Annotated in this window: 14 protein-coding genes and 2 pseudogenes; 9 read left to right on the plus strand and 7 right to left on the minus strand. The window is 71.8% G+C overall.

What is annotated here, in order from left to right:
• The first annotated feature begins 1,062 nt into the window (after nt 1-1,062).
• From HPY23_RS08140 to HPY23_RS08150, 3 genes are all read left to right on the plus strand, one after another.
• Complete coding sequence (locus HPY23_RS08140) at nt 1,063-2,304, plus strand: cytochrome P450 (RefSeq protein ID WP_139234913.1); 1,242 nt, start codon at nt 1,063-1,065, stop codon at nt 2,302-2,304.
• Nucleotides 2,305-2,345: 41 nt separating this feature from the next.
• Nucleotides 2,346-4,112 (plus strand): patatin-like phospholipase family protein, encoded by a 1,767-nt coding sequence (locus HPY23_RS08145; protein ID WP_091884335.1) that lies wholly within the window; start codon nt 2,346-2,348, stop codon nt 4,110-4,112.
• An 84-nt stretch (nt 4,113-4,196) separates the two neighbouring features.
• Entirely contained in the window at nt 4,197-6,257 is a 2,061-nt protein-coding gene (locus HPY23_RS08150; RefSeq protein ID WP_175539901.1) for a di-heme-cytochrome C peroxidase, read from the plus strand.
• 85 nt (nt 6,258-6,342) lie between these two features.
• Here HPY23_RS08150 and HPY23_RS08155 read toward each other — a convergent pair whose 3' ends face one another.
• Nucleotides 6,343-6,762, minus strand: coding sequence for an FAD-dependent oxidoreductase (locus HPY23_RS08155; RefSeq protein ID WP_236012863.1), 420 nt, complete (start codon nt 6,760-6,762; stop codon nt 6,343-6,345).
• 128 nt (nt 6,763-6,890) lie between these two features.
• Between HPY23_RS08155 and HPY23_RS08160 the strand changes: the two are divergent.
• A pseudogene (locus HPY23_RS08160) lies at nt 6,891-7,702 on the plus strand (IS5 family transposase).
• A 131-nt stretch (nt 7,703-7,833) separates the two neighbouring features.
• On the opposite strand, the gene HPY23_RS08165 reads toward HPY23_RS08160, so the two are convergent.
• The 3 genes from HPY23_RS08165 to HPY23_RS08175 all read right to left on the minus strand — a co-directional run bounded on the left by HPY23_RS08165 (nt 7,834) and on the right by HPY23_RS08175 (nt 9,218).
• Entirely contained in the window at nt 7,834-8,088 is a 255-nt protein-coding gene (locus HPY23_RS08165) for a PilZ domain-containing protein (protein WP_175539902.1), read from the minus strand.
• A gap of 219 nt (nt 8,089-8,307) precedes the next feature.
• Nucleotides 8,308-8,802, minus strand: a complete 495-nt coding sequence (locus HPY23_RS08170; RefSeq protein WP_236012862.1) for a YeeE/YedE family protein — start codon at nt 8,800-8,802, stop codon at nt 8,308-8,310.
• Entirely contained in the window at nt 8,799-9,218 is a 420-nt protein-coding gene (locus tag HPY23_RS08175) for a YeeE/YedE family protein (RefSeq protein WP_091884339.1), read from the minus strand. Before HPY23_RS08175 ends, HPY23_RS08170 begins: the two co-directional genes overlap by 4 nt.
• Before the next feature lie 381 nt (nt 9,219-9,599).
• Here HPY23_RS08175 and HPY23_RS08180 point away from each other — a divergent pair, with 381 nt between their 5' ends.
• On the plus strand, nt 9,600-10,238 hold the full coding sequence (locus HPY23_RS08180) for a hypothetical protein (protein ID WP_091884341.1): 639 nt from the start codon (nt 9,600-9,602) through the stop codon (nt 10,236-10,238).
• A gap of 397 nt (nt 10,239-10,635) precedes the next feature.
• Nucleotides 10,636-11,895 carry an SfnB family sulfur acquisition oxidoreductase gene (locus tag HPY23_RS08185; protein WP_091884344.1) on the plus strand — a complete coding sequence of 420 codons (1,260 nt, stop codon included), beginning with the start codon at nt 10,636-10,638 and terminating at the stop codon, nt 11,893-11,895.
• A 10-nt stretch (nt 11,896-11,905) separates the two neighbouring features.
• Here the strand turns inward: HPY23_RS08185 and HPY23_RS08190 are convergent, their stop codons facing one another.
• The gene (locus tag HPY23_RS08190) at nt 11,906-12,787 is read right to left on the minus strand and encodes a YihY/virulence factor BrkB family protein (protein ID WP_060850881.1); all 882 of its coding nucleotides are present in this window, start codon (nt 12,785-12,787) and stop codon (nt 11,906-11,908) included.
• Between the two features lie 311 nt (nt 12,788-13,098).
• Here HPY23_RS08190 and HPY23_RS08195 point away from each other — a divergent pair, with 311 nt between their 5' ends.
• The 3 genes from HPY23_RS08195 (at nt 13,099) to HPY23_RS08205 (ending at nt 14,877) form a co-directional block, all read left to right on the plus strand.
• The gene (locus HPY23_RS08195; protein ID WP_091884346.1) at nt 13,099-13,989 is read left to right on the plus strand and encodes a DMT family transporter; all 891 of its coding nucleotides are present in this window, start codon (nt 13,099-13,101) and stop codon (nt 13,987-13,989) included.
• Between the two features lie 91 nt (nt 13,990-14,080).
• The gene (locus HPY23_RS08200; protein ID WP_091884349.1) at nt 14,081-14,404 is read left to right on the plus strand and encodes a hypothetical protein; all 324 of its coding nucleotides are present in this window, start codon (nt 14,081-14,083) and stop codon (nt 14,402-14,404) included.
• Nucleotides 14,405-14,508: 104 nt separating this feature from the next.
• Complete coding sequence (locus tag HPY23_RS08205) at nt 14,509-14,877, plus strand: hypothetical protein (RefSeq protein ID WP_210344591.1); 369 nt, start codon at nt 14,509-14,511, stop codon at nt 14,875-14,877.
• Between the two features lie 13 nt (nt 14,878-14,890).
• On the opposite strand, the gene fliP is transcribed toward HPY23_RS08205, so the two are convergent.
• Together fliP and HPY23_RS08215 are read right to left on the minus strand one after the other, a co-directional pair.
• Entirely contained in the window at nt 14,891-15,655 is a 765-nt protein-coding gene (fliP, locus tag HPY23_RS08210; RefSeq protein ID WP_060850204.1) for a flagellar type III secretion system pore protein FliP, read from the minus strand.
• A 124-nt stretch (nt 15,656-15,779) separates the two neighbouring features.
• Nucleotides 15,780-16,493, minus strand: a pseudogene (locus HPY23_RS08215) (hypothetical protein); the annotation flags it as partial.

A 16,493-nucleotide genomic window follows, 5' to 3' on the forward strand; every position in this document is an offset into this window, starting at 1 on the left:
AGCCGCCTCACGCTGTTTCCTGCCTGTGGCCTGGGCGTCTATCAACCCCAAACGACGAAGCGGGCTTCGAGCCCGCCTCTCGTCCATCAACCCCGAATGACGAATGACCGGAAAAACGACCATCGCCCATTGCCGCGGTTGGGACGTCTTTGTGCGGTGCAATATTGGCGAATATAGAGGCACGCATGGGCCGTATTGCGTAGAGGATGCTGGTCGTTTGTGCAGATCTCGCGGATTCGGCGAGAGCATTTTCCGGTGAGGCGGGTGCCGGTTCGGCAAAAGAAAATGCTGCAAGATCAGATACCTGGAGCGGCATCTGGTTGCAACGCGAGCGGGCGCTGCTCCGGAGGCCGGGCCAAGGGTTGCAGGCCTCCCGGCAGGTTTTCTCGTGCGCTCCCCTGCCCGCTCCCTTGCCGGCCTCCGTAGAAGCCTCCGCCGCCGTGAGACGCGCCGGGTCATCCCCGGGAGGGCCGGATCCTCCTGCCGCGACGGTCGGCAGGGCTGTCCGCGTCCGAGGAAGTCCCGGCGTACAAGCATCTCGTCGAACTCTTTCTCGCTCGGAACGAAACCGCATGCACGCCATTCATATTTCATATTTACTTTTGCATCTCATGAACTAGCAGCCGATTTTCGTTGAAAACGGCGCGACGGCCTTGGCCTCCACCCTGTGCCGGCTCAGACGGGTCGGTGATACAGAAATATGTTTCTCCAAACTGCAGCTTGACATTGCATACGGCTTGGAATGATTGTGCGGTGTCTTGGGGTTTCGACCAAGAAACGGAACGATCGTCCAGCGGACATTGATGTCGCCGCGTGCCGATGCGCGCGGGCGCGGAAGCCCGGATGCGCCGTGCCGTAAATTCGGGACGGGAGCGAACCGGAGACGGGGTAGCGACCGCCCCTGGTGGACGGGGTCGGCTCGATCCCGGAACGGATGGCGTGCGACCGGACCGATCATTTTCGAGATCGATGACAGCATAATCAAGTAAAGATCGAATTTCTGCGCATCAAATCCAAGACGAGCATGCAGGCGCACCGACGATGTCGGGCAAGGGGTGCAGGATGACCTTTCTGGACGAATTCGGGTCCATCGATCCCGAAAACGGTCCCGCGCGCACGGCGGTGTTCTTCCGGCATCTGCGGGCAGATTGGCGCGGCCTGTTCGCCGAGCTGCGGGCCGAGCGGCCGATCCTGGACCTGGCGCCCTTCGCGGTCGTCTCGCGGTGGTCCGACGTGATGGACGCGCTGTCGCGCCCGTCGACCTTCCAGGTGACCTACCGGCCGCACATGGACCCGTCCGTCGGCCCGTTCATGCTGGCGCGGGACGACAGCGAGCTGAACTGGCAGGACAAGGCGGTGATGCGCAGCCTGCTGCGCTGGGACGACCTGCCGGCGATCCGGGATTTCGTCGGGCGCACGGTCGCCGCCGCGCTCGCCGTCGAGGGCGACACGGTCGACGTCGTCGGGCTCGCCTCGCGCCTGGCGCCGCTGCGCGTCGTGCAGCAGAGCTTCGGGTTCTACGGCCCCGACGATGCGGCGATGCTGCGCTGGTCGCGGGCGACGCAGGCCGACATGTTCCACAACCTCACCGGCGACCCGGCGGTGAAGGCCGACAACGTCGCCGCCGGGACCGAGATGCGCGCCTGGATCCGCCGCTTCCTGGCGCGGCGCCAGCCCTGGGCCGAGGCGCGGGGCGAGGACGCCGTGTCCCGCCTGCTGCGCCTGGCCGGGACGGGGGGCGCCGGCTTCGACGCCGAGCGCGTGGTGAGCAACATCGCGGGCCTCCTCGTCGGCGCCGTCGAGACCACCTCCCAGGCCATCGCCAACGCCACCGAGCAGATCCTCCTGCGGCCCGACGTGCGGGCCGAGGCGGTCGAGGCCGCCCGCTCGCCCGACACGGACCGGTTCGACGCGATCGTCTGGGAGGCCTTGCGGTTCAACCCGATGACGACCTTCGTCCTGCGGATCGCCGCGGAGCCGGCCCGGCTCGCCCCCGGCACCGAGCACGAAGTCGCCGTTCCGCCCGGGCGCGTGGTCGCGCTCGCCATCGGATCGGCGATGTTCGACCCGGCCCTGTTTCCCGATCCCGAGAGCTTCAAGCCGCGGGCCCGCCTCGACTACCTGCACATGGGCTTCGGCCAGCACCGGTGCCTCGGCCAGTATGTCGGCTACGCGATCATCCCCGAGACGGTGCGGCAGATCCTGCGCCTGCCGGGGGTCCGGCTGCTCGACGGCGAGGCCGGCCGCATCGACGACCGGGGCGGTCCGTTCGCGGAGCGCTTCGTGCTTGGCATCACCCCGTGACCGCTCCCGACCCGCCCGCCGCCCGAGCCCCGGACCCTTCCATGCCCGAACGTCCCGTCTTCGAGGTCGGCCTGGTGCTGGCCGGCGCCATCTCGGCCGGGTGCTACTCGGCCGGCGTGATGGATTTCCTGATCGAGGCGCTGGACGGCTACTACGCCGCCCGCGACGCGCCCGGCTGGGACGGCCCGACCCACGACGTGCGGGTGCCGGTGCTGGCAGGCGCCTCGGCGGGCGGCATGACCGCCGGCATGGCGGCCCTGCACATGTTCCGCGGCCTCGACCACGTCCGGCCGGCGGAACCGCCGCCGCCCGAGCCGCGCAACCGGCTCTACGCGAGCTGGGTGCGCGAGATCGCGATCGAGCGCCTGCTCGAGACCCGCGACCTCGACGGCACGAGCGGCCTCAAGTCGGTCCTGTGCAGCGCCGTCCTCGACGACATCCTCGGCAGCGCGTTCGCGATCGAGGGGCCGCCCGTCCGGCGGCCCTGGATCGGGCGGGGCGAGCGCGACGGCTTGCGGGTGATGCTGACGCTGACGAACCTGCGCGGGGTCCCGTACTCGTTCGACCTCGTCGGCGCCGGGACGAACCGGGCCTTCGGCATGACGAACCACGCCGACGTCGCCTCGTTCGAGCTGGGCAGCGGCGCCCCCCGGGCCGGCGATCCCTGGCTCGACGTGACGCGGACCGACGACCCGGCCTGGGACTTCTTCAAGGTCGCGGCGCTCGCCACCGGGGCCTTCCCGGTCGGGCTCGCCCCCCGCCGCGTCAGCCGGCCGGGCTCCGACCTCCTCGCCTGGAGCACGGTGGGCCGCGACGGCGCGGACGGCCGGTTCACGATCATCGCGCCGGACGAACGATACGACGTGAAGGCCATCGCCCGGTACTGGGCCGTCGACGGCGGGACGATCGACAACGAGCCGCTGGAACAGGCGCGGCGCTACCTCACCAACGGCTACCCGGACGAGCCCGCCGGCGACAAGGCGCGCCGCTCGGTCGTGCTGATCGCGCCGTTCCCGAACTACCAGGCGCTGCCGGCCGATCCGGTCACCGGCACGCTCGCGACCGCGCTGCCGGGCCTGTTCTCGGCGCTGATCAACCAGGCGCGGTTCAAGCCCGAGGAACTGGCCCGGGCGCATGACGGCTCCGACTTCTCCCGCTTCATCGTCTCGCCGGTGCGCCAGCGGGCGGACGGGAAGCCGATCGTCTTCCCGATCGCCAGCGGCGCGCTCGGCGGCTTCAGCGGCTTCCTGCACGAGAGCTTCCGCCGCCACGACTACCTCCTCGGGCGCCGCAACGCCCAGGCCTTCCTGCGCTGGAACTTCGTGCTGCCGGGGACGAACGGCCTGTTCGACGGGGCGACCATCGCCGAAAGCTGGCGGGTACGCGACGCCAGCAAGGCGACCGGGTCGATCGCCCCCGGCGAGGAGCGCGGGCTCGGCTTCAGGACGCTGGTGCTCCCCGACGGCTCGCAGGCGGACGTGCCGCTCTATCCCATCATCCCGCTGACGCCGAAGCTCCAGAAGCCGATCGAGATCGGCGAGGCGGACCGGCCCCGCCCCGAGGACGTCCGGCAGGACCTCCTGCGCGGCGACCTGCGGCAGCGGATCGAGAAGGTGGTCTCGACCCTCGTCGACATCGATTTCCGCAAGGAAACCGACGATATGGGCCTGATCCTTGGCTACCTGGCACGCCAGGGCGCCAAGACGTTCGGGGTCGGCGTCGCCTCACGCAAGGCCGACCGGGTGGTGGCGGCGACGATCGAGGCGCTGAAGGCCGATTTTCCCAGGGGCGTCGCCGACGCGCCCTGACCCGTGAACGATCTGAAACAGCAGCGGGGCGGACGCGATCGTGCCGCGTCCCGTCGATATTTCTTCTACGCGGAGACTACGGACGTGGGAACGGGGCGCCTCGCCAAGATCATCGTCGGCATCATCGCCGTCCTGCTGATCGTCGTCGGCATCGGATTCAAGATCTACCGCGACAAGCTCTACGTCGCGCTGCCGGACTACCCGCCCGTCAAGGAGGCGCGCTGGCTCGGCCAGGCGTGGTCGAACGACGAGCAGGACTGGTACCACCATGCCGACCAGGGCACGCAAACCCTCAACATCCCCTACGAGTGGTTCATCGCCCTCGAGCAGCCGCGCCTGACGCTGGTCGGCGACGTCGGCCGGCTCGCCGACCCGGCCTATCTCGACCGCTACGGCTTCATCCCGGGGGCGACGCGTGGCGGCGAGATCCAGCTGCCGATCGGCTTTGCCCGCGGCGGTGACAAGGCCGAGGACCGGGGCGACATGCTGCTGCCGGACGGCCGGCCCTGGCTCAACCCGCGCACGGGCAAGCCGACCCACAAGATCGGCTTCACCTGCGCGGCCTGCCATACCGGGCGCCTGACCTATCGCGAGACGGCGCTCCTCGTCGACGGCGGGCCCGCCCTCACCGACCTCGGCAAGTTCCGGCAGGGCCTCGGCCTCTCGATCCTGTTCACCAAGTACGTCCCCGGCCGCTTCGACCGGTTCGCCATGAACGTGCTCGGCGAGGATGCGAGCGAGGCCCAGAAGTCCGACCTGAAGGCCCAGCTCGACGCGCTGTGGGACCGGCTCGACGCGGTGCGCAAGCTCGACAAGAAGGTCGCGGCGGCGACCGTCGACGAGGGCTACGGCCGGCTCGACGCCCTGAACCGCATCGGCAACACGGTCTTCGCCCTCGACCTCGACGACGCAGCCCGGGAGGCGAACTACGCCGCCACGACCGCGCCGGTGAACTTCCCCCACGTCTGGAACACGTCGTGGTTCGACTGGGTGCAGTACAACGCCTCCATCGAGCAGCCGATGGTGCGCAACGCCGGCGAGGCCCTCGGCGTCTCGGCTCCCGTCAACCTCACCGGCCCGGCCAAGGACCTCTTCACCTCGCAGGTGCACGTCGAGAACATCGCCCGGATCGAGAAGCAGATCGCCGGCGAGCAGCCGGACGCACAGGCCGGCTTCACGGGCCTGCGCGCCCCGCGCTGGCCGAGCCTGTTCGCGGAGATCGACAAGGCGAACGCGATCGACCTCGGCCGGGCCCGCAAGGGCGCCGGGCTCTACGGCGAGCTGTGCCAGGGCTGCCACCAGGCCCCGATCGGCCGCAAGGAGTTCTGGGACTCGACGGCGTGGCTGAAGCCGAACGCGTTCGGGCAGCGCTACCTCGTGGTGAAGCCCATCCCCATCGCCACGATCGGGACCGATCCGGCCCAGGCCGAGGACATGATCGCCCGCACGGTCGCCCTGCCCGACACCCTGGTGCGGGCGCTCAAGGACCGCAGCGGCGACGGCCCCGGCGACGTCCCGCTCGGCGAGCCCGACAAGGACGGCCGCTACGCCTTCGGGCCCGCCCTCGGCGTGACGGTGAAGCGCACGGTCGACCGCTGGTACGACAGCCAGACCCCGCCGACCGCGAAGGCCGACCGCGAGCGCCTGAACGGCTACCGGCCGAACGGTATCCAGGCGCCGCTCGCCTACAAGGCACGCCCCCTCGACGGGGTCTGGGCGACGCCGCCCTTCCTGCATAACGGCGCGGTCCCGAACGTCTTCGCGCTGCTGTCGCCGGTGGCGGAGCGCCCGAAGAGCTTCACCCTTGGCCGGCGGGAATTCGATCCGGTCTGCCTCGGCTACCAGCTCACCGCCGTGGCCGCCAAGGACCCGAAGGACTGCCTGAACGCCGAGGCCGGCGCAGAGGCCAACCAGCTCGGCGGGCTGTTCACCCTCGACACCGCGAAGCGCGGCAACCTCAACACCGGCCACGAATTCGCCGGCACCAAGGGGACGGGCGTCATCGGGCGGGCGCTCTCGGTCGACGAGCGCCTGGCGCTGGTCGAGTTCCTCAAGACCGACTGCATCAACGGCGTCGATCCCGACCCCGCCCGGGCCGCCGCCTCGACGACGCGGTGCGAGGCCCTCGACGCGGCCGCGCGCTGAGGGACCGCCTCCGCGCCGCCCGGGGCGCGGAGGCGGCTTTGCCGCGGGCGACGCCGCGGGTGTGATGCCCTCGACGTCGTCCCGTTCACGCGGCCCGCGGGTCCGACAGGGCCCGGTCGACCGTGCCGGTCGCGTCGAAGGCGTGGATCCAGCCGAAATCCTCGGGGAAGCGGGCCATGCGGGCGTCGCGCCGCGCCAGCGCCGCCGGCCTGACGGAATCGGGTCGATGTAGCAGGCGGTTCGTCGCCCAGGCGCTGCGCTGGATCGTGCGGGTTCGGGCCTGGCGGAGCCACTGGTAGCGCCGCATCGTCCCGTCGAGGTCGCGGGCGCCGTCGGCGGCCAGCCGCGCGGCGAGGGTCACGGCATCCTCGATCGTGGTGTCGGCGCCCTGCCCGTGGTGGGGCAGCATGGCATGCGCGCTGTCGCCCATCAGCACCGCCCGGCCGCGGTGCCAGCGCCGCAAGGGATCGGTGACGAACTGCGTCTGAGACCCTATCCAACCCAAGTCGAGGCTCTCGCCCCGCTGTCACTCTCAGAGCCTTCTCTGATTGGGGTTTGTGAGACAAGCGTCTCCTTATCGATGTTTCCTAGAGCGTGTTATGAACCTATGACGTGGCGTGAGGGTTGAGGGGCATGAGTTCTGATCGCCCCGCCTATCCGTCCGACGTGTCCGATGAGGAATGGGCGCTGGTTGCCCCCTATCTGGCGCTGCTGCGCGAGGACTCGGGTCAACGCGACCACGAGTTGCGCGAGGTGTTCAACGGGCTGCGCTACATCGTGAAGACCGGTGCGCCGTGGCGGTTCATGCCCCACGACCTGCCGCCGTGGGCGGCGGTCTACCAGCAGACCCAACGCTGGCTTTCCGCCGACTGCTTTGGCGCAGTGGCGGGCGACCTGCGTGCTGTGTTGCGGGAAGCGGCGGGGCGCGAGCCGGAGCCGTCTGCGGTGATCCTGGACAACCGGACCCAACGCTCCTCGCCCGAGACCGGCGAGCGGGCGGGCTACGACGGGGCCAAGCGCAAGCGCGGCTCGAAGGTGCACCTGGCGGGGGACACGCCCGGGCATGTGGTGGCTCTGCACGTCACGCCGGCGAACGTGGACGACCGCAGCCAGGTTGGGGCGCTGACGTGTGCGGTGCAAGCGGAGACGGACGGGAGCGTGGAGACGGCGTTCGTCGATCAAGGCTATACGGGCGAGAAGCCGGCGAAGGCCACCGACGCGAACGGCATCGCGTTGGAGGTGGTCAAGGCGCCCGAGGCCAAGCGCGGCTTTGTGCTGCTGCCGCGCCGGTGGGGGGTGGGGAGGGCTCGCTGGCCTGGGCGACGCGCTGCCGCCGGCTGGTCAAGGACTACGAGCGCTATGCCACCACGTTGGCAGGCATCTTCATGATCGCCTTCGTCTGCGACATGCTCAGCAAGCTTGGACGCATCGTAAATAGTTCATAACACGCTTGAGGAAACATCGATAAGGAGACGTTTGCCTCACAAACCCCAATCAGAGCAGGCTCTGAAAGGGGAAGGTGATCTGAGGGGGGTGCTCGGGGGCCGGCGCCGCGTGCCCGGTCTCGCGCGGCCGATCAGGCCGGCATCTCGAAGGCCACGACGAGGCGATCGCGGCCCCGCCGCACGACGCGGCAGCGGCGCATCACGAACTCGCCCGCGACCGCCAGGGTGATCGTCTCGGGCACGGCACCGGCATCCGGCAGCGCCAGCGTGGCCCCGGCCGGAGAAATGTCCAATATCCGACAGTCCAGTGCCGGCAAGCCTGAATCGACGACGATCTCACCGGGACTTCCCGCAAGCCCCGACGGCCGTGCGGACAACAGCTCCATGCGCCGACCCCGGAATGATTTCATTAACGACCGGTAAAAGAAGATAGCAGGCGACGTCCGGAAACAATCGATCGGAGGTTCTAGTCACAATGATCTAGGATACGGGGCGCGTGCCGCGCCTCCGCGAGGCGGATCGAGCGCTCCGCCCGGATCGCCCGCCATCCACCCTCGTCCCGGTCGTGACCGGCCCGGTCATCCACCCGCGAGACGACGCCCGCCTCATCGACGAGGCTCGACGGCGGGGGGCTGCCACGGGATGTCGGGCGCGGGGGGCTTCCGGCCGGCCCCGGCGGGCGGGCGCTCGGCGACGAGGCGGTAGAGCGCCATGCCGGCGAGCATCGCGGCAGCGAACGCGCCCGCTTCCGGCAGGCCGATGGCCAGGCCGGCGAGCGCCGGGCCGGGGCAGAAGCCGGCCAGGCCCCAGCCGATGCCGAACAGGGCCGCGCCGGCGAGCAGCCGGGCATCGACCCGACGGTTCGTCGGCACCGCGAAGTCCGGGGCGAGGATGGGTTGCGCCATGCGCGTCATGGCGAGCGTGCCGAGCGCCGAGACGCCGACCGCACCGGCGAGTACGAAGGCGAGGCTCGGATCCCAGGTGCCGGCGAGATCGAGGAAGCCCAGGACCCGATGCGGGTCCATCATGCCCGAGAGGGCGAGGCCGAGGCCGAAGAGGAGGCCGCTCGCGAGCGCGGCGAGCAGGCGGGGGGCGGTCATCGGGCGACCCCGTGGCGGACGAGGAAGACGGTCGCGATCGCCGCCGCCATGAAGGTCGCGACCGCCGCGACGGAGCGCGGCGACAGCCGGGCGAGGCCGCAGACTCCGTGCCCGCTGGTGCAGCCCGAGCCGAGCCGCGTCCCGAATCCGACGAGGAGCCCTGCCGCGACCAGCACCGGCCAGGACGCCGCGACGCGGGCTTCCGGCCACCCGCCCGACAGGAGCCGGAATAGCCACGGCCCGGCGAGCAGCCCGGCGAGGAACGCCACCCGCCAGGCCCGGTCCCGCGCGGCGGGCCCGAGGAGGCCGCCCAGGATGCCGCTGATGCCGGCGATGCGGCCGTTGGCCATCAGCAGCAGGGCGGCCGAGGCGCCGATCAGGGCGCCGCCGGCGAGGGGGGTGAGGAAGGCGGTCACGATTGTCTCCGGATCGATCGAGCTGCATGGTTCGGCCGGCAGCGTAAGCCCGAGCCAGCGCTCCGCGAAAGGCCGGGCGGCGGTCGCGGGGACGAAGGCGACCGCCCCACGAGGCGTTCCTTCATTCGTGAGGATAGCGTGCCGGCGGCCGCAGCCCCGACGGTGACGGCCGGCTCGGCAGTTCTCGGCCAAGCGCAGTTCTCGGCCAAGCGCAGGTCTCGGACAAGAACAGTTACGATCGGCAACATTTGACTGCGGCGAGACTTGCGATTGCGCCAACACTTGCGGACGGGAGAGGTATAACGACGCTTTAACAAATGCGTGGGTAATTTTCACACGGCCGCCATCGGTCCTCCCACCCGTCCCACGATCGAGAGACGCATGACGACGATCTCCAGCGCTTCGCCCTCACCGGTCACCGCGCAGCGCCTGCCGCCGCCGCCGCGAGGCCCCGATTCCGACCGGATGGCCGAGACGATCGGCAGCGAGGTGGCCTCAGGCGCCCTCAGTGGAGCCGATGCCACCGCCCTGACAAACGCGCTCGGCGCGATCCGGTCGAGCCTCGCCTCGGGTGGCGCCCCGGCGGCCTCCACGTCCGACACCGCGGGCGCGGCCGGCTCCCGGCGCGATCCGGCGGCGATGAGGAGCCGGATCGACGGCCTGATCGCCGAGCAGGTCGGCAACGGCACGCTGACCAGCGATCAGGCCTCCGAGCTGAAGAACCTGTTCGCGAGCCACGGCCGGAGCACGACGGCCTCGACCGAAACGGGCCGCGCGCAGGGCAGCCACGAGCCGCCCCCCGGCCCTCCCCCGGGCGACGCCGAGACCCCGGGCGACGCACGGGCCGACGGACCGTCCGATGATCTCGCCTCCGGCAGCAGCGCCTCGGCCGCCGACGCGCTCTCCACCTTCGTCAAGCAGCTCCAGTCATCCCAGCAGAACCGCGCGGGCTACGGCGCGGGCGGCACGCCATCGGGCGCGGCCGGCGCCGCCGCGATCCTGCTGGACTTCCACGCGTGATGTGACGCGTCCCCGCTCCGGGCGGGGCGGCACCCGCCATGTCGGGCGTCCGACGCGGCCTCGACGCCGGGGCGGGCGCGTGCCGCCGGGATCAGGGTCGCCTCGCCCGAGAGAACGCCTTCTTCCGCGATCCCTGCACATGGGAAAACGAAATTCTCGAAGAACCGTAAAATAAGCCGATTGCTTCGTTTGACGGCCGCATCGTCTTCGGCGAGGATTCTTGCGACATCGAGGGGCAACGGGCAGTCGCGCCGACGAACATCCCCGCTCCTCATGGCAATTCCATGTGTCATCTGTCGCGGATGTCGTCACTGGATCCGATCGCTCCGGCCGGGTGGCCGCTATGGGCGTCGGCGTGCCGTCCGAGATCCCGATCCCCCGATAACCGGAGACATCGATGAACATCGCCGTCAATCCGAGCCTCGTGTCCGCCGGGCCTGTGCCGCAGGGCGTTCCCGGGCCCGTGCGGCCCGCCGCGCCCGCCCACGTCATCCGCGACGACGCGGAGGCGATCCGGGTCGCCCACGACCTCGCGGCGCGGTTCCGGGTCGGGGCCTCGGAGCGCGACCGCACCGGCGCCCGCCCGCTGGCCGAGCTCGACGCCTTCTCGCAGAGCGGGCTCTGGTCGATCAACGTGCCGCGCGCCCATGGCGGGCCGGAGGTGTCCTACCGGACCCTGGCGCAGGTCATCGCGATCGTCGCGGCGGCCGATCCGTCGATCGCGCAGATCGCCCAGAACCACCTCGGCATCGTCGCGGCGATCCGCACCGTGTCGGAGCCCGAGCAGCAGGCGCGGCTCTTCTCCGCGGTGCTCTCCGGCACCCGCTTCGGCAACGCCTTCTCGGAGAAGGGCACGAAGCGGGCGGCCGAGTTCGAGACCCGCTTCACCGACCACGGCGACCACGTGATCGTGCGGGGCCAAAAATTCTACGCCACCGGCGCGCTCCTCGCCCACCTCGTTCCCATCGTCGCCGTCGACGACGGGGGCCGCGCCTGGTACGCCATCGCCGAGCGGGACGCGCCGGGCCTCACGGTCATCGACGACTGGTCGAGCTTCGGCCAGCGCGGCACGGCGAGCGGCACCGTGATCATCGACGACGTGCGGGTCGAGAAGACGCATCTCGTGCCGGCCTGGCGCGGCTACGAGGCGCCGCGGGTCGACGGCGCCATCTTCCAGATCATCCAGGCGGCGATCGATGCGGGAATCGGGCGGGCTGCCCTCGACGACACCATCGCGTTCGTGCGCGAGAAGGCCCGGCCCTGGATCGACAGCGGGCAGGAGCGGGCCTCGGACGATCCCTACACGATCCGCGCCGTCGGCGACCTGACGATCCGCCAGCACGCCGCCGAGGCGCTGCTCGACCGGGCCGGCCTCGCCATCGACGCGGCGGTCGCCGCCCCGACGCCGGAGAGCGTGGCGGCGGCCCAGCTCGCGGTGGCCGAATCCAAGGTGCTGACCACCGAGGTGGCGCTTGCGGCGTCCAACACCCTGTTCGAGCTCTCCGGCACCCGCTCGACGCTGGCCGAGCACAACCTCGACCGGCACTGGCGCAACGCCCGCACCCACACCCTGCACGATCCGGTGCGCTGGAAGGTGGCGATCGTCGGCAACCACGCGCTCAACGGGGTGAACCCGCCGTTCCACGCCTGGAGCTGAGACCGCCCGGCTACATCAGCTTCACGGTGTCGCGCCGCCTCTGGGCCTGGGCCTGGAGGCGGCGGCGGCGGGCGGCGATGACCGTGCCGTTGATCTCGCCGCCGAACAGGAACATCGCGGCGAGCCAGTAGACGAAGACCAGGAAGACCATCGCGGTGGCGAGGCCGCCGTAGGTCGACACGTAGGCGCTCGAGAACCGGTCGAGGTACATCCCGAAGCCGAGGCCGGCCAGCACCCACAGGCAGAGCGTCACGCCGATGCCGGGCAGCACCAGGACGACCGGCCGGCGCCCCGCGGCGATGAACTTGTGGGCGATCACCAGCACGGTGGCGACGAGCAGCACCGTCACGCCGATCCGGCCGACCGCCACGGTAAGGCCGAGGGGCTCGAGCCCCGGCGCCACCAGCACCAGCCCGCGCCAGACCAGCGGCCCGAGCACCACCAGGAAGGTGAAGGCCAGCATCGCGAAGGCGGCGCAGACGACGTAGCCGATCGATTCGAGCCGCGTCAGCCACCACGGCCGCGTCTCGCGCAGGCCGTAGGCGCGGTTGAGGCCGACCCGCAGGCTCTCGACCCCGCTCGACGAGAAGTAGAGCGCCAGCACCGCGCCGAGGGTGAGGAGGCCGCCGCGCTGCTCGGTCAGCACCCGGTGGACCTCCCCGGCGATCGGCCCCGCCACCTCGCTCGGCCAGATCTCGAACAGCAGGTTGCCGGCCTCGTCGGCGAGCGACTTGGTGCCGAACACGCTGGCGAGCGCGGTGAGCAGGATCAGGAACGGAAACAGCGAGGTCAGCAGCGAGAGCGCGATGTGGCTCGCGATCGCCCAGCCGTCATGGGCGACGAAGCGCTGGGCCGCGATGGCGGCGATCTCCAGGGCGGTGCGGGGACGGATCACGGCGCGCGGACTCTCGGGCTGGTCGACATCGCGTGTCGTCCGGTGGATGGCCGCGTCCGGCCGGCGACGCGTCCGACGGGCTTGCCGCCTCAGGTAGAGCGCGGGGCCCCGTCCTGGAAAGCCGGGCAGCCAGAAATCCGCGCCCCGCGTCCTTCCGGGCACGGCGGGGGATGTCCGGGTGAAGATTTCGGGGGAGGGGATATCGGGGGAGTAGCTCGGCCGCCGCCCAGCCCCGCGTGCCGGGCGGGGCCCTCCCCTGGCGGCGGCGGTTGCGCGCCGGCCGCGCCCGTGCTCGTTGCGCGGGCATCATGAGCCGCCTCCTGCCCCTGTCCGACGCCGCCTGGCCCGCCCGCCTGGCGCCCGGCCTGTTCGTGCTGATCTGGGCCACGGGCTTCGTCGTGGCGCGGCTCGTCGCGCCGCATGCCGACCCGCTGACCTTCCTCTGCGCCCGGTTCGGCCTCACCACTCTGGTCCTGACCGGCCTCGCCGCCTCGGCCGGCGCGACCTGGCCCCGGGGCTGGCGCGGCTGGCGCGACGCGATGGTGGCCGGCATCCTGATCCACGGCGTCTATCTCGACGCGGTGTTCTGGGCGGTGCATCGCGGGCTGCCGGCGGGCATCGCCGCCCTGGTGGCGAGCCTCCAGCCGCTGCTCACCGCGGCGGTGGCCGGGCCGCTCCTCGGCGAGCGGGTGTCGCCCCGGCGCTGGCTCGGCATCGCGGTCGGGCTCGTCGGTGCCGGGCTAGTGCTGGCGCCCAAGCTCGGCGCGGCCGGCGGCATCCCGCCGGAAGCCCTCGGGATCTGCTTCTGCGGCACGGTCGGGATCACGCTCGGCACCCTGTGGCAGAAGCGCAAGGCCGTCTCGGTCGACCTGCGCACCAACGCGGCGGCGCAGTTCGTCGGCGCCCTGCTGTTCACCCTGCCGCTCGCGCTCCTCACCGAGACCGGGCAGTTCGACCTCTCGACGCCGCTGCTCCTCGGGCTCGCCTGGGCGGTGTTCGGCCTGTCGGTCGGCGGCATCCTGATCCTGCTCGGGCTGATCCGCCGCGGCGCGGTGGCGGGCGTCGCGGCCCTGTTCTACCTCGTGCCGCCGGTCTCGGCCGCGATGGCGTTCGGGCTGTTCGGCGAGACGCTGGCGCCGGTCCAGCTCCTCGGCATAGTGGTGGCGGTCCTGGGCGTGGCGATCGCGAGCCGCGGCTGAGGTTCGGGCGAGGCTCGGTCCGACGCCCGGGTTAAGTCCCTGGTGGGACTCGTGGGCCTAGGCTGGCGCGGCCCTCCCGGAGACCGCCCGCATGCTGCGCCTCGCCCTGATTGCCGCCGGCCTGACCTTCGCCGCCGGCGTATCGCTCGCCGTCCCCGCGGCGGCGGACGGGTTCGCAGAGCCCGATGCCCCGGCCGGGTTCGGCGGCAGCCCTGCGGGATACGCAGCCCCCGGCTCCGACCGGCCCGCTCCGCGGATGGTCCGCCGGACGCACCGGATCGCCCTGCGCCGGGGCGTCGCGGTCCGTCCGGTCTCCTACGGCGAGCCCGCCGGCCCGGCCTTCCACGCCTGGCTGCCGCGCAACACCAACCTGCCGATCTACAACGTTCCGCCGCCGTTCTTCCCGGAAGACTGAAGGCCTCGAGGCCGGAGTTTCGGGGTGCCTGCGGGACGGTCCCCGGATCGAAGCGGGGCAACGGGCGTTGATTCCGGCGAGGACCACCGCCAGGGAGCCGAGCCGTGTCCGATCCGAACGTGTCCGACGTGATCGCCTCGACCCGCGACGCCGCGCCGTCGCCGATCCTGCCCGACCCCGATCTACGTGCGATCGATCTCGCCCCGAGCCCGCCCGGGTGCCTCGACGCCGGCGAGCGCGAGCGCTTCGCCCGCGCCGGCCAGGAGGCCCTCGACGCCTGCCTGCGCCGCTTCGCCCCCGAGGAGCGCGCCGCGATCTGGCAGGCGATCTGCCGCTGCTACAACCGGCCCTACAATCCGCCAGAGGCCGAGCCCGCCGAAGCTCTGTCGGCCGCGGCCGTGCCCGCCCCCCACGTCATTGAGGCCGTGCGCCCCGGCGCGGAGGCCGCGCGGCCGGACGCGCTCCTGCGCTGAGCCGGCCGGCGGGTCAGTTTCCGTAGCTCTGCACCAGCGAGCCGGCCACCAGGGTCCAGCCGTCGACCAGCACGAAGAAGATCAGCTTGAACGGCAGCGCCACGGTGGCGGGCGGCAGCATCATCATGCCGACCGACATCAGGACCGAGGCGACCACGAGGTCGATGATCAGGAACGGGATGAACAGCAGGAAGCCGATCTCGAAGGCGCGCCTGAGCTCGGAGATCATGAAGGCGGGGGTCAGCACCTCGAGGCCGACCGCCTCGGGCGTCGCCGGCGTCCCGGCCCGAGCGAGGTCGAGGAAGAGCTTCAGGTCTTTCTCGCGCACGCTGCGCAGCATGAACGCCTTGAACGGCTGGCTCGCCCGCTCGAAGGCCTGGCTCTGCTGGATCTGCCCGGCGAGCAGCGGCTCGATGCCGGTGCGATAGGCCTCCCGCGCCGTCGGCGCCATCACGAAGGCGGTGAGGAACAGGGACAGGCTGACGATCACGGCGTTGGGCGGCGCCGTCTGGGTGCCGAGCGCCGAGCGCAGGATCGACAGCACCACCACGATGCGGGTGAACGAGGTCGCCATCACCAGGACCGACGGCGCGAGCGCCAGCACGGTGATGAGGGCGACGAGCTGCAGGGCCCGCTCGGTGACGCCGCCGCTCGGGCCGAGATCGACCGTGAGGCTCTGCGCCAGCGCGGGCGCGCCCGACAGGAGCAGGAGGGCCGCGGCGGGCGGCAGGACCTGCGCGAGGGTCCGCAGGGGAAGGCGACGATTCGGGGGCACCATGGCGGCGCACCCTGGGCCGCGGCGCCCCGTCCCGCAAGCGCCGCGCCCGCCGCGCCCTGTCGAGGGCGGGCGGGCGCGGTTCCGGTGCAACAGAGCGGGGCTCGGGAGGCCGGGCCGGCGCGGCTCAGCGCTTGTCGAGGGGCCGGCCGAGGAGGCGGGCGAACTCGGCCTCGATCTCCTCGACCGAGAACGGGTTCTGGACCGAGGCCGGCTTCGCCGTCGGGGCGGGCTCCTCCGCGGGCGGGGGAGGCGGGGGCGGCGGCTCGGGCGCCGGCTCGAGCTCGGGCGCCGGAGGAAGCACCTCGGGCAGAGGCTCCGGCGGCGGCGGGGGCGGCGGCTCGGGCGGCGGGAGAGGGGCCGGTTCCGGCAGGGGCTCCGGCTCGGGCGGCGGGGGCGGCGGCGGGGCGGGCTCTGGCGCCTGCGCGGCCGGCTCGTGCACCGCTGGCTCATTCACTGCCGGCTCGTGCGCGGCGGTTTCCGTCATGACGAGTTCTTGCATCACGGATTCTTGCGCGACCGGTTCTTCAACGACCGGAGCGGGCGGGGCGCTCATCGCCGGAGCGGCCGGGCGGGCCGGCGCCACCGCGGAGGAGGGGCGCCGCAACGCCTCCTCGAGCTGGCGGGCCATGTCGTTGAGGATCGATGCGTCGACGGTGCGCGGCTCGCCGCTGCGGGTACCGGCCGGCGCGGGCACCGGCTCGGGCGGCAGGACCGGCTCGGGCATCGGTACGTTCACCACCGGCGGCACAGGTGCCGCGAACGGCGGCACGGGCGCCGCGAAGGGCGGCGTCTCGAGGGGCGGCGGCGCCTGGCGGGCGGCGCGCAGGCTCGGCGGCTC

The sequence above is a fragment of the Methylobacterium ajmalii genome, assembly GCF_016613415.1.
Lineage (GTDB): Bacteria > Pseudomonadota > Alphaproteobacteria > Rhizobiales > Beijerinckiaceae > Methylobacterium > Methylobacterium ajmalii.

Coding starts and splice junctions, on each gene's coding strand:
- HPY23_RS08140 (WP_139234913.1), top strand. CDS start 1,063: ATGACCTTTCTGGACGAATTCGGGTCCATCGATCCCGAAAACGGTCCC.
- HPY23_RS08145 (WP_091884335.1), top strand. CDS start 2,346: ATGCCCGAACGTCCCGTCTTCGAGGTCGGCCTGGTGCTGGCCGGCGCC.
- HPY23_RS08165 (WP_175539902.1), bottom strand. CDS start 8,088: ATGGAGCTGTTGTCCGCACGGCCGTCGGGGCTTGCGGGAAGTCCCGGT.
- HPY23_RS08170 (WP_236012862.1), bottom strand. CDS start 8,802: ATGACCGCCCCCCGCCTGCTCGCCGCGCTCGCGAGCGGCCTCCTCTTC.
- HPY23_RS08180 (WP_091884341.1), top strand. CDS start 9,600: ATGACGACGATCTCCAGCGCTTCGCCCTCACCGGTCACCGCGCAGCGC.
- HPY23_RS08185 (WP_091884344.1), top strand. CDS start 10,636: ATGAACATCGCCGTCAATCCGAGCCTCGTGTCCGCCGGGCCTGTGCCG.
- HPY23_RS08195 (WP_091884346.1), top strand. CDS start 13,099: ATGAGCCGCCTCCTGCCCCTGTCCGACGCCGCCTGGCCCGCCCGCCTG.
- HPY23_RS08200 (WP_091884349.1), top strand. CDS start 14,081: ATGCTGCGCCTCGCCCTGATTGCCGCCGGCCTGACCTTCGCCGCCGGC.
- fliP (WP_060850204.1), bottom strand. CDS start 15,655: ATGGTGCCCCCGAATCGTCGCCTTCCCCTGCGGACCCTCGCGCAGGTC.